At 73.0% G+C, this 12,767-nt stretch carries 14 protein-coding genes; 8 read left to right on the top strand and 6 right to left on the bottom strand.

Annotation, left to right across the window (positions count from 1 at the left end):
* Positions 1–113: 113 nt before the first annotated feature.
* The 4 genes from ACIHFE_RS16795 to ACIHFE_RS16780 all read left to right on the top strand — a co-directional run bounded on the left by ACIHFE_RS16795 (position 114) and on the right by ACIHFE_RS16780 (position 3,160).
* Positions 114–692 carry an AmfC protein gene (locus ACIHFE_RS16795; RefSeq protein ID WP_400107142.1) on the top strand — a complete coding sequence of 193 codons (579 nt, stop codon included), beginning with the start codon at positions 114–116 and terminating at the stop codon, positions 690–692.
* Positions 693–854: 162 nt separating this feature from the next.
* Positions 855–2,090: a GNAT family N-acetyltransferase gene (locus tag ACIHFE_RS16790; protein WP_400107140.1), complete on the top strand. Its 1,236-nt coding sequence runs from the start codon at positions 855–857 to the stop codon at positions 2,088–2,090.
* An 85-nt stretch (positions 2,091–2,175) separates the two neighbouring features.
* Positions 2,176–2,772, top strand: coding sequence for an NADPH-dependent FMN reductase (locus tag ACIHFE_RS16785; RefSeq protein ID WP_400107138.1), 597 nt, complete (start codon positions 2,176–2,178; stop codon positions 2,770–2,772).
* Between the two features lie 25 nt (positions 2,773–2,797).
* The gene (locus ACIHFE_RS16780; protein ID WP_400107136.1) at positions 2,798–3,160 is read left to right on the top strand and encodes a winged helix-turn-helix transcriptional regulator; all 363 of its coding nucleotides are present in this window, start codon (positions 2,798–2,800) and stop codon (positions 3,158–3,160) included.
* On the opposite strand, the gene ACIHFE_RS16775 is transcribed toward ACIHFE_RS16780, so the two are convergent.
* Entirely contained in the window at positions 3,155–4,174 is a 1,020-nt protein-coding gene (locus ACIHFE_RS16775; RefSeq protein ID WP_400107134.1) for a YncE family protein, read from the bottom strand. The two genes, ACIHFE_RS16780 and ACIHFE_RS16775, sit on opposite strands and share 6 nt — an antisense overlap.
* 136 nt (positions 4,175–4,310) lie before the next feature.
* Here ACIHFE_RS16775 and ACIHFE_RS16770 point away from each other — a divergent pair, with 136 nt between their 5' ends.
* Complete coding sequence (locus ACIHFE_RS16770) at positions 4,311–5,267, top strand: LysR family transcriptional regulator (protein ID WP_400107132.1); 957 nt, start codon at positions 4,311–4,313, stop codon at positions 5,265–5,267.
* Here the strand turns inward: ACIHFE_RS16770 and ACIHFE_RS16765 are convergent.
* The 3 genes from ACIHFE_RS16765 to ACIHFE_RS16755 form a co-directional block, all read right to left on the bottom strand.
* Complete coding sequence (locus ACIHFE_RS16765; protein WP_400107130.1) at positions 5,245–6,642, bottom strand: DHA2 family efflux MFS transporter permease subunit; 1,398 nt, start codon at positions 6,640–6,642, stop codon at positions 5,245–5,247. The genes ACIHFE_RS16770 and ACIHFE_RS16765 overlap by 23 nt on opposite strands.
* 104 nt (positions 6,643–6,746) lie before the next feature.
* Positions 6,747–7,169, bottom strand: a complete 423-nt coding sequence (locus ACIHFE_RS16760; RefSeq protein ID WP_400107128.1) for a GNAT family N-acetyltransferase — start codon at positions 7,167–7,169, stop codon at positions 6,747–6,749.
* 33 nt (positions 7,170–7,202) lie between these two features.
* Complete coding sequence (locus ACIHFE_RS16755; RefSeq protein WP_400107126.1) at positions 7,203–7,907, bottom strand: NAD(P)H-dependent oxidoreductase; 705 nt, start codon at positions 7,905–7,907, stop codon at positions 7,203–7,205.
* Positions 7,908–7,985: 78 nt separating this feature from the next.
* Between ACIHFE_RS16755 and ACIHFE_RS16750 the strand changes: the two genes are divergently transcribed.
* Complete coding sequence (locus ACIHFE_RS16750) at positions 7,986–8,858, top strand: sigma-70 family RNA polymerase sigma factor (protein ID WP_400107124.1); 873 nt, start codon at positions 7,986–7,988, stop codon at positions 8,856–8,858.
* A 79-nt stretch (positions 8,859–8,937) separates the two neighbouring features.
* Complete coding sequence (locus ACIHFE_RS16745; RefSeq protein WP_400107122.1) at positions 8,938–9,351, top strand: DUF3592 domain-containing protein; 414 nt, start codon at positions 8,938–8,940, stop codon at positions 9,349–9,351.
* Between the two features lie 22 nt (positions 9,352–9,373).
* Here the strand turns inward: ACIHFE_RS16745 and ACIHFE_RS16740 are convergent, their stop codons facing one another.
* Positions 9,374–9,748 carry a winged helix-turn-helix transcriptional regulator gene (locus tag ACIHFE_RS16740; protein ID WP_400107120.1) on the bottom strand — a complete coding sequence of 125 codons (375 nt, stop codon included), beginning with the start codon at positions 9,746–9,748 and terminating at the stop codon, positions 9,374–9,376.
* A gap of 110 nt (positions 9,749–9,858) precedes the next feature.
* On the opposite strand from ACIHFE_RS16740, the gene ACIHFE_RS16735 reads away from it, so the two are divergent.
* On the top strand, positions 9,859–10,521 hold the full coding sequence (locus ACIHFE_RS16735; protein ID WP_400107118.1) for an FMN-dependent NADH-azoreductase: 663 nt from the start codon (positions 9,859–9,861) through the stop codon (positions 10,519–10,521).
* Between the two features lie 157 nt (positions 10,522–10,678).
* On the opposite strand, the gene ACIHFE_RS16730 is transcribed toward ACIHFE_RS16735, so the two are convergent.
* Complete coding sequence (locus ACIHFE_RS16730) at positions 10,679–12,679, bottom strand: SpoIIE family protein phosphatase (RefSeq protein WP_400107116.1); 2,001 nt, start codon at positions 12,677–12,679, stop codon at positions 10,679–10,681.
* Positions 12,680–12,767: the final 88 nt, after the last annotated feature.

Genomic DNA, 12,767 nt, shown 5'->3' with positions numbered 1-12,767 from the left:
GATGCCCGGTGCCCCCTGAGGGCCGTTCGGGTGGCGACGGCCTGCGCCCGGCGCACCGGCGGTGGCACGATGCGTGCAGACGGCCGCACGCGGCGTGAGGGGACGGAGCCGGGATGACCGCACACGACGCATTGGACAGGGTGGAGACCGTGGAGAGTCTGCCCGCGAGGCCGCCGAGCCAGCGTTCCGGCCGGCTGGCCGACGCCCCGGTCCGGCACCTGGGCGAACTGCGCCTGCCGGAGCTGCGCGCCCTGCGCCGGGACGCCCAGCGCGAGGAGGCGGACCTGAGCTATGTGCGCCGCCTGCTCCAGGGCCGGATCGACATCCTGCGCGCCGAACTGGCCCGCCGGGAGGCCCCGGCCACGCCCCGGCTGCTGCTGGACCGGCTGTCCGAGATCCTGGCGGACGGCCCCTCCGAGCACCGTTCCTCGGCCCGGCATGTCACCCTGGGCACCCCGCACCGCGAGGAGTACCGGCGGCTGGCCGAGGACATGCTGGGCGAGGTCGAGCTCTCCGACCTGGCGGCCCGCACCGACACCGAGCTGCGCGCCGGCCTGGCCCGCCTGTCCGGCTATGAACGCCAGGTCTCCGCCCGCCGCCGCCAGCTCCAGCAGACCGCCGACGACTGCAGCGCCGAGATCACCCGCCGGTACCGGGAGGGGGAGGCCCAGGTGGACGACCTCCTCTCGTAAGGCGGAAAGCCGCCAACGGCGGGCGCCCCCCACCGGAGAGGGCAACCTCCCCGTGCCGCGCAACGGGTGGGGCGATGCCCGCCTCAGGCGAAACCCCCAACCCGGCGCCGCACCGCCCAAATTCACCTGCGCCGGCCGCCAACCCCCGCCTAGCGTGCCGGAATGAACATCCGCACCATCACCGAAGCCGACCTCCCCCACTGGATACGCGCCCTCCACACCGGCTTCCTGGCCTCCCCGGAGGTCCCCGAGGAAGAGCTCGACTTCCGCCGCGCCACCATCGACTTCACCCGGACCCAAGGCGTCTTCGACGACGACCGCTGCGTAGGCACCCTCCGCAGCTTCACCCAGCAACTGAGCCTGCCCGGCGGCGCCTCGGTCACCGCCGACGCGGTCAGCAACGTCACCGTCTCCCCCACCCATCGCCGCCGTGGGCTGCTGGGCCGGATGCTGACCGCCGATCTGCGGGCGGCCCGGGACCGGGGGGACATCGCCGCCACCCTGATCGCCGCCGAGTACCCCATCTACGGCCGCTATGGCTTCGGCCCGGCCGCCTGGGTCACCGAGTGGGAGGTGGACGTCCACCGCACCGGCCTGGACCGGCGCTATGCGGGCCCGTCCTGCGGCGGCCGGGTGGCCCTGGTGGACGGCGCCGCGGTCCGCGCGCACGGACCCGGGCTGCACCGGCGGCTCAGCGCCTCGCGCCCCGGCGTGGTGAGCCGCCCGGAGCGCTGGTGGCAGCAGGCCACCGGGCAGCTGTACCGCCCCGGCAAGCCATGGACGGAGCCGTTCCACGCCCTCTATCTCTCCCCCGGCGGTGCGCCGGAGGGGCTGCTGACCTACGGCGCCGACGACCGCTGGGACGCCAAGCGCCCCCAGAACACCGTCACCGTCCGCGACCTGATCGCCGTCACCCCGCGCGCCCAACGCGCCCTGTGGCACTACCTGTTGACCATCGACTGGGCCGCCACCGTCCGTACCGGCTACCGGGCCCCCGACGACCTGCTGCCCGATCTGCTGCCCGACCCCCGGGCGGCCAGGATCACCACCCAGGCCGACTATCTGTGGGTGCGCCCGCTCGACATCCCCCGCCTCCTGGCGGCCCGTACCTACGCCACCACCGGGGGCCTGGTGCTGGCGGTCACCGATCCATCGGGCCCGGCCGGCGGCCGCTTTCTGCTGGAGGCCGGACCGGACGGCGCGCACTGCGCCCCCACCACCCGCGAGGCCGATCTCACCCTGTCCGTGGGCGACTTGGGCACGCTCGCCCTCGGCGATGGATCCGCGGTACGGCTGGCCGCCCTCGGCCGGATCACCGAAGAACGGCCCGGCGCGGCCGCCCGCGCGGAACTGCTGCTGCGGACCGCCCAACGCCCTTGGTGCCCCGACGTGTTCTGAATCACCCTTGACCTCAAGCGTGCTTGAGGAAACACCATCATGAGTGAAGTCACCGCCTGGACCACCGGATCAAAGGATCGCTCTCATGTCGGACACCTCGTACCGCCTCGCGGTCATCGTCGCCTCCACCCGCGAGGGCCGCTTCGCCCCGACCATCGCCAAGTGGCTGGCCCACCACACCGGCCAGCGCCCGGAGATCGAGGTGGACGTCATCGACCTGGCCGAGACCCCGCTGCCGGCCGACCTCAGCTCCAGCCCCAGCGAGGCGGACCTGGCGGCGCTGGGCGCCGTCACGCCCCGGCTGCGGCAGGCGGACGCGTTTGTCGTCATCACCCCCGAGTACAACCACAGTTACCCGGCCTCGGTGAAAACCCTGATCGACTGGCACCGCGACCCCTGGCAGGCCAAGCCGGTCGCCTTTGTCTCCTACGGCGGCCTCTCCGGCGGCCTGCGCGCGGTGGAGCACCTGCGGCCGGTCTTCTCCGAGGTGCACGCGGTCACCATCCGCGAGACGGTCAGCTTCCACGGCCCCTGGGGCAAGTTCGACGAGGACGGCCGCCACCTGGACGAGGAGGCGGGCAACGCGGCCGCCGGCGCCGCCAAGTCCATGCTGGACCAGCTCAGCTGGTGGGCCGTCTCACTGCGCGAGGCCCGTGCCACCCGCCCCTACCTCGCCAACTGATCTCTCGCTCGCCTATGTTGGCGAGATGACCAAGCAGCAGCCGTACCACTGCCCCATCGACGCCGCCATGCATGTGATCGAGGGCAAGTGGAAGGTCCTCATCCTGTGGGCGCTGGCCGAGCGGCCGCGCCGGTTCGGTGAGACCAGGCGGCTGCTGCCCGGCATCAGCGAAAAGGTCCTGGCCCAGCAGCTGCGGGAGCTGGAGGCGGACGGCATAGTGCACCGCGAGCTCTTCGACGAGGTGCCGCCCCGGGTGGTCTACTCCCTCACCGAGGAGGGCCTGCGGCTGAACACCGCGCTGGCCCCGCTGAGCGCGTGGGGGCGGTCCCGGATGGAGCGGCTCGAAGCGGCGGAACCGCAGGACACCGCCGCTCCATGCCCTCTATAGAGCACCCGGCAGGTACGCCAGCCCATGCGCCCCGGCCTCTCCTCCCCGGTCCACCGGCAGTTCGCCGGTCACCTCGAGGGTGCGCAGGTCCACCACGGACACCGTGGAGGAGACGACGCAGGCCACATAGGCCGTCCCGCCGTCCGGTGACGAGGTGATGGTGAGCGGGAACGCCCCCACCCCGACCCGGGCCAGGAGTTCATCGCCGCCCGGCGCGAAGACCTGGAGCGTGCCGCCCCGCTGGGTGCCCAGCGCGGAGTCGCCCGCGCCGTCCACCCGGAGCTCACCGGCGAGGACCAGACCGTCCACCGTGGTGTGCACCGGCATCACCGGGCCCTCGGCCGGCAGGATCCGCTCGGTGCGGCCGGTCCCGGTGTCGATCACCCGGACACCCGGGGCATGCGCGGGCGGGCGGCTGAAGTCGGCCTTGGGGGCCGCCACATAGAGGTGCCGGCCGTCCGGGGAGACGGCCAGCCCCTCGCTGCCGGGCACCTCGATACGGCCGGTCAGCACACCGGCCTCCAGGTCGACGGCCGAGACGAACGGGGCCTCCTTGTTGGCGGCGTAGCCCCGGCGCCCGTCCGGGCCGAGCACAAACCAGTGCGGGCCCGGCGCCATGGTGTCCACCCGGCCGACCCGCTTGCGGGTCGCGGTGTCCAGCACCACCACACCGCCCGGCCGTTCACCCCCCGCCTCCACACTGACGTACAGCAGCCCGCGCCGCCGGTCCAGGGCCAGCCCATGCGGGCCGTGCTCGGGGGCCAGGTCCAGGACCTCCACCAGGCGCCGGGAGGCCACATCGATGACGCTCACCTCGCTGGCCCGCCCGGAATTGGCGTGGTAGTAGCCCGACCGGTAGGCGCTGGTGCAGTACAGCAGCCCGTGATCCGGGTCAAAACACAACTCATGCGGCTGGGGCGGGACTTCGATCACCGCCACCCGCCGGTGGGTGTGCGCGTCGAAGAAGGTCACGGTGGGTCCGCTCTGGCTGACCACGGCAAGCAGATCGGTCATCTCGGCGTCCTCTCTGGGGCGTTGTCCGTCCCGGCCGAGTCTTCACCCGGGGAACCCTTAACTCCAGTGCATCCTCGGCAACTAGTCTTTCCGCCTGAGGCAATTCATCTGAGCAATTCCCAGGGGGGCGGACGGGATGGAATCGCTGGACCTGAACCTGCTGGCGGCGCTGGACGCGCTGCTGACGGAGGAGAGCGTCACCGGCGCCGCGGCCCGGCTGAACACCTCCGCCCCGGCCATGAGCCGCACCCTGGGCCGGTTGCGGCGCGCCCTGGGCGACCCGCTGCTGGTGCGCGCCGGACGCCGGATGGTGCCCACCCCCAGGGCACTGGAACTACGCGGGGAGGCCCGGGAGTTGACGGAGCGGACCAGGGCACTGTTCGCCGACGACGCCGCCCCCGACCCCGCCGCGCTGCACCGGCGGTTCACCCTCCAGGCCGGCGATATGCTGCTGGCCGCGCTGGCGGCCCCGCTGACCGCCCTGATCGGACGCCGCGCCCCCGGCGTCACCCTGTGCTTCCTGCCGGAGAGCCTGGAGGGCGGCTCCTCGCTGCGGGACGGCCGGGTCGACCTGGAGCTCGGGGTGATCGAGCACACCGACCCGGAGACCCGGGTGGCCCCGCTGGGCGAGACCCGGCTGGTGGCGGCCGTCCGCGGCGGCCACCCGCTGACCGCCGCCGGTCCGGTCACTGCGGCCGCCTTCGCCGCGGCCGAGCACATCTCCGTCTCCCGGCGGGGCAGGGCGCACGGCCCCATCGACCGGCGACTGGCCGAACTGGGGCTGCGGCGGCGGGTACCGGCCGTGGTGCCGAGCTATACCGCGGGGCTGTTCCTGGCCGCCGCCACCGATCTGGTGTGCCTCACCCCCGCCACCCTGGCCCGGCACTGCCCCGAGGCGCTGGGCATGCATACCTTCCCGGTTCCGCTGGACCTGCCGCCGCTGTCCGTCGGCATGGCCTGGCACCCGCGCAATGACGCCGACGGCGCGCAGCGCTGGCTGCGCGCCCAGGTCCGTGAGGTGTTCGGGGCGCTGCCGGACACCGACGCGCTCACGCCGTCCGCGCCCCCGCTCACGCCTCCCGCGGCAGAGTGAGGGCGGCCAGAAAGGCCACTCCCCCGCACACCACCGTCACCCAGAACGCGGCATGGAACCCGGCGGCCACCGAGCCCCGGTCGAGCAGCCGCTGGAGCACCACCGCCACCACCGCCGTGCCCAGCGCACCGCCCACCTGCTGGCCGATGGCATTGGCCGTGGTGGCGTCCGACACCCGCTCGGCGGGCAGCGAGTGGTAGAGCGTCTTCATGGTCGGGGAGATGGCGAAGGTCAGACCGACACCCCGGACGAACAGCGCCACCGCCAACAGCGCCCGATGGCCGTTGGGTTGGGCCAGCACGAAGGGGACCGTACCGGCCGACACCAGGGCCAGCCCGCCCAGCACCATGCTCCGTGCGGATGGCCCGGAGTCCATCAGCCGTCCGGCCACCAGCACCGCGGCCAGCATGCCCAGCCCCTGTGGGGCCAGCGCCAGTCCGGCGCCCAGCGCCCCCTGGCCCGTGCCCTGCTGAAAGAACAGCGGCACCAGGAACGCCCCGGCGAACAGCACAAAGTTACCGAGAAAGGCCAGTGCGCAGGAGGCAGCGAAGGCACGGTCCCGGAACAGGCCCAGCCGGATGAGGCCCGGTCTGCCCGAGCGGGCGGTCCACAGCCCGTACCCGCCCAGCAGCACCGTCCCCGCCGCCAGCGGCCAGGCCCAGGACACCACCGGGGCCCGCGCTCCCAGCCGGCTCAACCCATGGAGCAGCAAGGGCAGTCCACCGCTCACCGCGACCAGCCCGGCGGCATCCGGCCGTCCGGTGCCCGAGCCGGCTGCGGCGGGGACAAAGCGCAGGGTCAGCACGATCGCGGCCAGCAGCACCGGGACATTGAGCAGGAACACCCAGCGCCAGGACAGCTCCTGCACCAGCACACCGCCCACCACCGGGCCGATCACCGGAGCCGCCACGGCGGGCACCGCCATCAGCGCCATCATCCGGCCCATCCGCTCCCGGCCGGCCACCTCCAGCACAATCAGCCGGGACAGCGGGAACAGCCCGCCCGCGCCCAGCCCCTGCACCACCCGGAAGACGACCAGGCTGCCCAGCGACCAGGACAGTCCGCACAGCGCCGAGCCGGCCAGCAGCACCACCAGTGAGCCGGTCCAGGCCCGGGTGGCCCCGAACCGCTGGGCGGCCCAGCCGGTGACCGGGATCACCGCGGCAAGTGCCAGCAGATAGGCGGTGGTTGCCCACTGCACTTCGGCCAGGCCGGCGCCGAAGCGCTCGGCCAGCGCCTGCACGGCCACCCCGATGACCGTGGTGTCCAGCAGGGCCACAAACGCGCCGAGCACCAGGATCAGCGCGATCCCGGTCAGCGAACGGTCCAGGCCGGGCCGCTCGGCCCGTGGTGCGGTCGACGCCTGGGCGGACATCGAATCCCCCTCACTCCCTGAGCTAGACCTCCTAGCTTGATTCCTAATATACATAGGTTTTTGAGAGTGCGACCTGCCCGGCGGCGTCACCGCCCCTGTCGGACTCAGCCCAGAATCATCAGACTCTGCGGGCTGGGATGCGGCACAAACCCCGCCTTGGCGTACACCGCGTGGGCATCACCGGTGCTCAGCAGCAGCCGCTTCAGCCGGTACGGCGCCAGGTGGTCGCGTACCTCCCGGGCCAGCCGCAGGCCCAGTCCCCGCCCCCGGTGGTCCCGGTCGACATAGACATCGCAGAGCCAGCCGAAGGTGGTGCGGTCGGTGACCACCCGGGCGTAACCGACCTGCCCGCCACCGGACTTGTACACCCCGAAGTTGATCGAGCCCGCCGCCGCCCGTTCCACCGTCTCCCGGTCCCGCCCCAGCGCCCAGTAGGCGTCGGTGGAGAGCCAGTGGTGCACCAGGGCCAGGTCCAGGCGGGCCGGGTCGGTGGATATCTCATAACCGGATATGGGTTCAACAGTCATGGGCGGGCATCGTAGGCCACCGGCGGCACCGGATCAGCGGCCCGCCGCCAGCGCGCTCACCTCGGCCTGCGCGGCGGCCAGCGACTCCTTCGCCAGGTCCTGGAACCGGGTCAGGGCCGGAATGTCCCCGGCCCGGGTCAGCTCGGCCTTGATAAAGCGCAGCCTGTCCTCGGCCACGCCCAGATTGCCGAAGTACGCCCGGAGGTAGGGCACTTGGAAGTCATACGCCTCCCTGGGCGTGCCGGGCCCATATCCACCGCCCCGTGCCACGACCACCACCACCCGGGTGCCGGCCAGCAGGCTCGCCCCGCTCTCCGGAGCGGTGAACGCCCCGGGGAAGGTCACCCGGTCGATCCAGGACTTCAGCGCGGCGGGCACCGTGAAGTTGTACATGGGGACACCGAGCAACACCGTGTGGGCACCGCGCAGTTCCTCGATCAGCGGGCGGGTCAGCGCCCACTCCCGCTCCTCGGCCGCACCCCGGGCCAGCCGGGCCACCGCCGCCAGGGGAACGACACCCTGCCGCTCCACCCGGCGCCCAAGGGTGGCGTAGGCGGCGGCGGGCAGCGGCACCGGGTCGGCGGCCAAGTCCCGGTAGCGGTACCCGGCTTGCTCATGGTGCGCCCGCCACACGGCCGCGAACCGGGCGGTCAGCCGGCGGGTGACGGAGTCGGCCGCGTCATCGGCGCTGGAGTCCAGATGCAGCAGAAAGCCCTGACGGCCTGTGATGTCGGTCATGTGTGCTTGCTCCCTGTACCGGTGGTCGCGTTTTGATGGGTCAGCACGTTGTCGAGACGCGGCGGGAAAAGGTGACCGATGAACGGGCAGGCCGCGCTGGCGGAACGCTTTGAGACCCATCGCGGCCAACTGCGCGCGGTGGCCTACCGGATGCTGGGCTCGCCGAGCGAGGCCGAGGACGCCGTCCAGGAGACCTGGCTGCGGCTCAGCCGGACCGATGCCGCCCAGGTGCGCAACCTGCCCGGCTGGCTGCGGACCGTGGTGTCCCGGGTGTGCCTGGACATGCTGCGGTCCGGCGTCGCGCGGCATGAGGAGCCGGCCGGGCGGCAGGTGCCCGACCCGGCCGCCGAGGAGGCCGGCCCCGAACAGGAGACGCTGCTGGCCGAGTCGGTGGGCCGCGCGCTGCTGGTGGTGCTGGACACCCTGGGCCCGGCCGAGCGGGTGGCCTTTGTCCTGCACGACCTGTTCGCGGTGCCGTTCGACGAGATCGCCCCCATCGTGGACCGCACCCCGGTCGCCGCCAAGAAGCTGGCCAGCCGGGCGCGGGCGAAGGTCCGGGGCACCCCCACGCTGCCCGCCGCCGAACTGGCGGCCCACCGGCACCTGGTGACGGCCTTCCTCACCGCCGCCCGGGGCGGCGACCTGGCGGCCCTGCTCACCCTGCTGGCCCCGGATGTGGTGCGCCACAGCGACCCCGCCGCGCTCCCGGCCGGCGCCCCGGCCGTGGTCCGGGGCCTGCGGGCGGTGGCGGAGGGCGTCCTGGCCTTCGGCCACCGGGCCCGCTTCGCCGAACCGGCCCTGCTGGACGGGATGGTGGGCGCGGTGGTGGCGCCCGGTGGCCGGCTGGCGCTCGCCCTGACCTTCACCATCGAGGGCGGCCGGATCGCCGCGTACCGGGTGATCGCGGAGCCGGCCCGGCTGCGGGCACTGGAGGTGCGGGTGCCGGACTGAGCCGGGTCATGCGGCTCCGTAGGCAGATTCCGCCATGGAGGAGCACAGTGGTGCGGGGCGATGCGGAGAGGGGCGGAACATGTGGCTGGCGGTCGCGGTGGGCGTGACACCTCTGCTGTTCGGTGGCGCGCTGGTCTATCTGGCCGGGGCCTTCGGCCTTCGCGAGACCCGGCGGCTGCGCCGGGTGGGCGTACCGGCCCGGGCCCTGGTGCGGTACCCGCCGGGCAGACCGGACGACCTGCCGGGTGAGGGCCGGCCGCTGCTGCAGTTCGCCACCGAGGACGGCCGGATCGTGGAGCTGTTCTCGCCGGTGGCCGCCAGCCGGTCCCGTCCCCTGGAGGACGGCCGGGAGGTGCTGATCGCCTACGATCCGGCCGATCCCGGGCGGGTCCTGGTGCCGGGACGGGAGCGGACCCGGCTGGAGTACGCCTTCCTGGGGCTGGGCACGATGGCGGTGCTGACCGGGCTGGCCCTGCTGGCCATGCCCGCCTGACGGCCGTCCGGCGGCCCGGGGGCTACTTCCGCAGCCGCTCCGGGCACTGCCCGCCCTCGGGCAGATACCGCTCGGCCCAGCTGCCCAGTTCACGCAGCGCGGGCTCCAGCGCGACGCCCGACTCGGTCAGCCGGTAGGAGACCCGCAGCGGCGGGCCTTCGTCCACCTCCCGCAGGACCAGGCCGGTGGCGCCCAGTTCGGTGAGCCGGTCGGAGAGCATGCGCTCACTGATGCCGGGGATGGCCCGGCGCAGATCGGTGAAGTACGCCGGGCGCTCCAGCAGCGCGGCCACCACCATCCCGGTCCAGCGCTTGCCCAGCAGCTGAAAGACGCGGGTGATCCCGGAATCAACCTTCTTGCACGTCTCTTCGCCGTGCCGCACCGCGCCGTCTGCCATGCGCCCAGGATACTGCCCGTCCCGTACGGGGATGAAAAAAAGTAAGTACCTGTGTTATCAATAGCGACGTACGAATCAGCACCCCGCACTCCTCTCCCCTGGAGCTCACCATGGCCACGCTGCTGCACCTGGACTCGTCCCTGTTCCCCGCCTCGGCCTCCGCCTCGCGCGCCGTGACGGCCGCCTTCCGCCAGGCATGGGAGGAGGAGCACCCGCAGGGGACGGTGATCTACCGCGACCTGTCGGCGAACCCCGTACCGCACCTGGACGGCCTGGCCGCCTCGGCCGGCTTCGCCGACCCGGCCACCCACACCCCCGAGCAGGCGGCCGCCTTCGCCGAGCGGCTGAAGCTGATCGAGGAGCTGGAGCAGGCCGACGCGGTGCTGATCGGCGCCCCGATGTACAACTTCACCATCCCCTCCACCCTCAAGGCCTGGCTGGACCAGGTGATCCTGATGGGCCGCACCATTGGCCCGGAGCCCACCACCAAGGGCACTCCCGTCACCGTGGTCGCCAGCCGGGGCGGCTCCTACGCCCCCGGCACCCCGCGCGAGGGCTTCGAGTACGTCCAGAACCTGCTCCAGGCCGTGCTGGGGGACGGGCTCGCCATGGACGTCGACTTCATCGTTCCCGAGCTGACGATGGCCAAGAGCAACCCCGCCATGGCCGAGCTCATCCCGCTGGCCGAGGAGTCCCGCGCCAAGGCACTGGCGGACGCGACAGCCAAGGGCCACGGCCTCGCCCAGCGCCTGGGCGCCACCCAGGCCGCCTGAGCCCACCCGCCCCCAGGGCGACTTACCGGGACGCCCGTAAGGGGCGCGGGGCAGCCATGTCATGCGACTCCGCCGCGTGGGCGTGACCAGCCACGAACGACCCGCGCCTGAAACGCACCCCGACCGGCCGGCGCCTGCACCAGTGCGACGCAGCACGCTAGTTGGCCGCACGTGCGGCACCGCCGGCCACGGCCACCGGCTGGACGCGGTCGAGCCGGGCCACTAACAGGGTGGCGTCATCCGCCGAGTTGGCGGGGCGCACCGCCAGGAGAGCGTCACAGACCTCGTCCAGGGAAGCCTGGGTGCGCTGAACCGCCCGGCGGAGCATGGCGATCCCCTGGTCGAGGTCCAGCAGCGTGCTGCGGTCTTCGATCATGCCGTCGGTGTAGAGGACAAGCAGGCTGCCGGGCGGGACGGCATGGCGGGCGTCCTCATAGACATGGTCAAGGGCCATGCCCACCGGCGGCCCCGGGTCGGCCGCCAGTGTGTCCGCCGATCCGTCCGGGTGGATCAGCAGCGGCGGCGGGTGTCCGGCCAGCGCGAGCCGGAGGTCTCCGGTGACGCCGTCGTAGACCACGCAGACACAGGTCGCCGGGAGGTCGTTGTCCGCCCCGCCGCCCAGCCCGTCCAGCCGGGTGAGGAGCTGGCCGGGCTCCAGGCCCACGGCCAGCAGAGCACGAGCGGAAGAGCGATAGCGGCCCATGGCCGCGGCCGCGCCCAGCCCGTGCCCCATGACGTCACCGACGGTCAGCCCGATACGGCCGCCGGGGAGTCGCACGGCGTCGTACCAGTCACCGCCGGCCAGGGTCCCGTTCTGGGCGGGGAGATAGCGATGTGCTGACTCGGCCCAGGGGATGTCGGGCAGGCGCGCGGGCAGCAGCTGGCGCTGGAGAGCCAGCGCGGCCAGCCTTTCCCGCCGGTAGAGCAGGGCGTTGTCGATGGCCATCGCGGTGCGGGCGGTGATGTCGCGCATCGTGAGGACATCGTCGGGATCGAATCCGCCGGGTCTGGCGAAGGTGACCGCTCCCAGGACCTGCCCGGCGGCCAGGAGCGGTACGGCGATGGCATGGTGCGGCCCTTCCCGGGCCTCGGCCACACAAAAGGCCACCACCTCGGCCGAGCGGATGCACTCACTCACCGGGCCCGTTGCCACCAGGGGCCGCGGCAGATCCCGCTCCGGCCGGTCCGGGCCGCTGCCGGCCGAGGCGCTCAGCGGATGGACCCATGGTCGGGCGGGTGCCGTCGCGGCGCACACCGGCGGGTCCGGGTCCGGCCGCACCGCGCTCGCGAGGAGATCGACGGTGACAGTCCGGACGAACGCCGGGGTACAGACCGCGGACAGCTTCGCCGCGACGCTCGCCACATCCAGCCCCTGGCTGAGGCCGGCGCTGATCCGGCTGAGCAGTTCCAGGCGGCGCTGGCTTCGCGTGGTGTCCAGCAACTCCGCCCTCGTACTGCCCAGGTCATGCACCACCCCGGCCTGGCCCACGATGCGGCCATCGGCGCTCCTGAGCGGGAAGAGGGTTCCCCTGGCCGCGTATGGAGTGCCATCGGGTCTGACCGCGGCCACCTGCAGATTGCCGATGGTCTCGCCGTCTTCGGACACCCGTCGCAGCATGTCCTCGTACGCTCGTGGGTCGGGCAGATCGAGGACGTCCAGGATGCGGCGGCCCAGATGCGCGCTGACGGGCAGACCGTTGAGCCGGGCGAGGGCGTCGTTGACAAAGCGGTACCGCAGGTCCTTGTCGAGGACGGCCAGGCCGACCGGTGCGGAGTGCAGAAGGAGGTCGGCCGCCGCGGGATCGCCTCGGTGGACCCGCCGCTCGTCATGACCGGCCACCGCGAGCAGACCCGCACCGGCGGCGAGCGGGACCGGCACGGCATGCCACCGGACGCTGCGGCAGGTGCCGTCGGAGCACCGCAGCCAGTCCGTGCGGACACCGCCACCAGCCCGCACCAGCCGGGCGACGAGTTCACCGCCGTGGCCGGCCGGCCGGTCGGCGAGCACCGACAGATCACAACCGATGATCTCGGACGGCGGGTGGCCGGTCAGCGCCTGCGCCCCGGAGGTCCACCAACCGATACGGCCCGCCGGGTCGATGAGCGCGAGAGCCAAGCCATCGTCGACCGCCGTCGAGTGCGGCACGAGCACCGACATCACCTACCGTGCGTCCTCGTCTCGGCCCACACACGCTACGGGCACCGCTCGCGGTCCTGCCGGGAGAGGCGGGATGCGCCACCCGCAG

It is taken from the genome of Streptomyces sp. NPDC052396, from assembly GCF_044593195.1.
In the GTDB taxonomy this organism is placed as follows: Bacteria; Actinomycetota; Actinomycetes; order Streptomycetales; family Streptomycetaceae; genus Streptomyces.
Note: the sequence above shows the minus strand (reverse complement) of the source record. Positions and strands in the feature narration are given on the sequence as shown.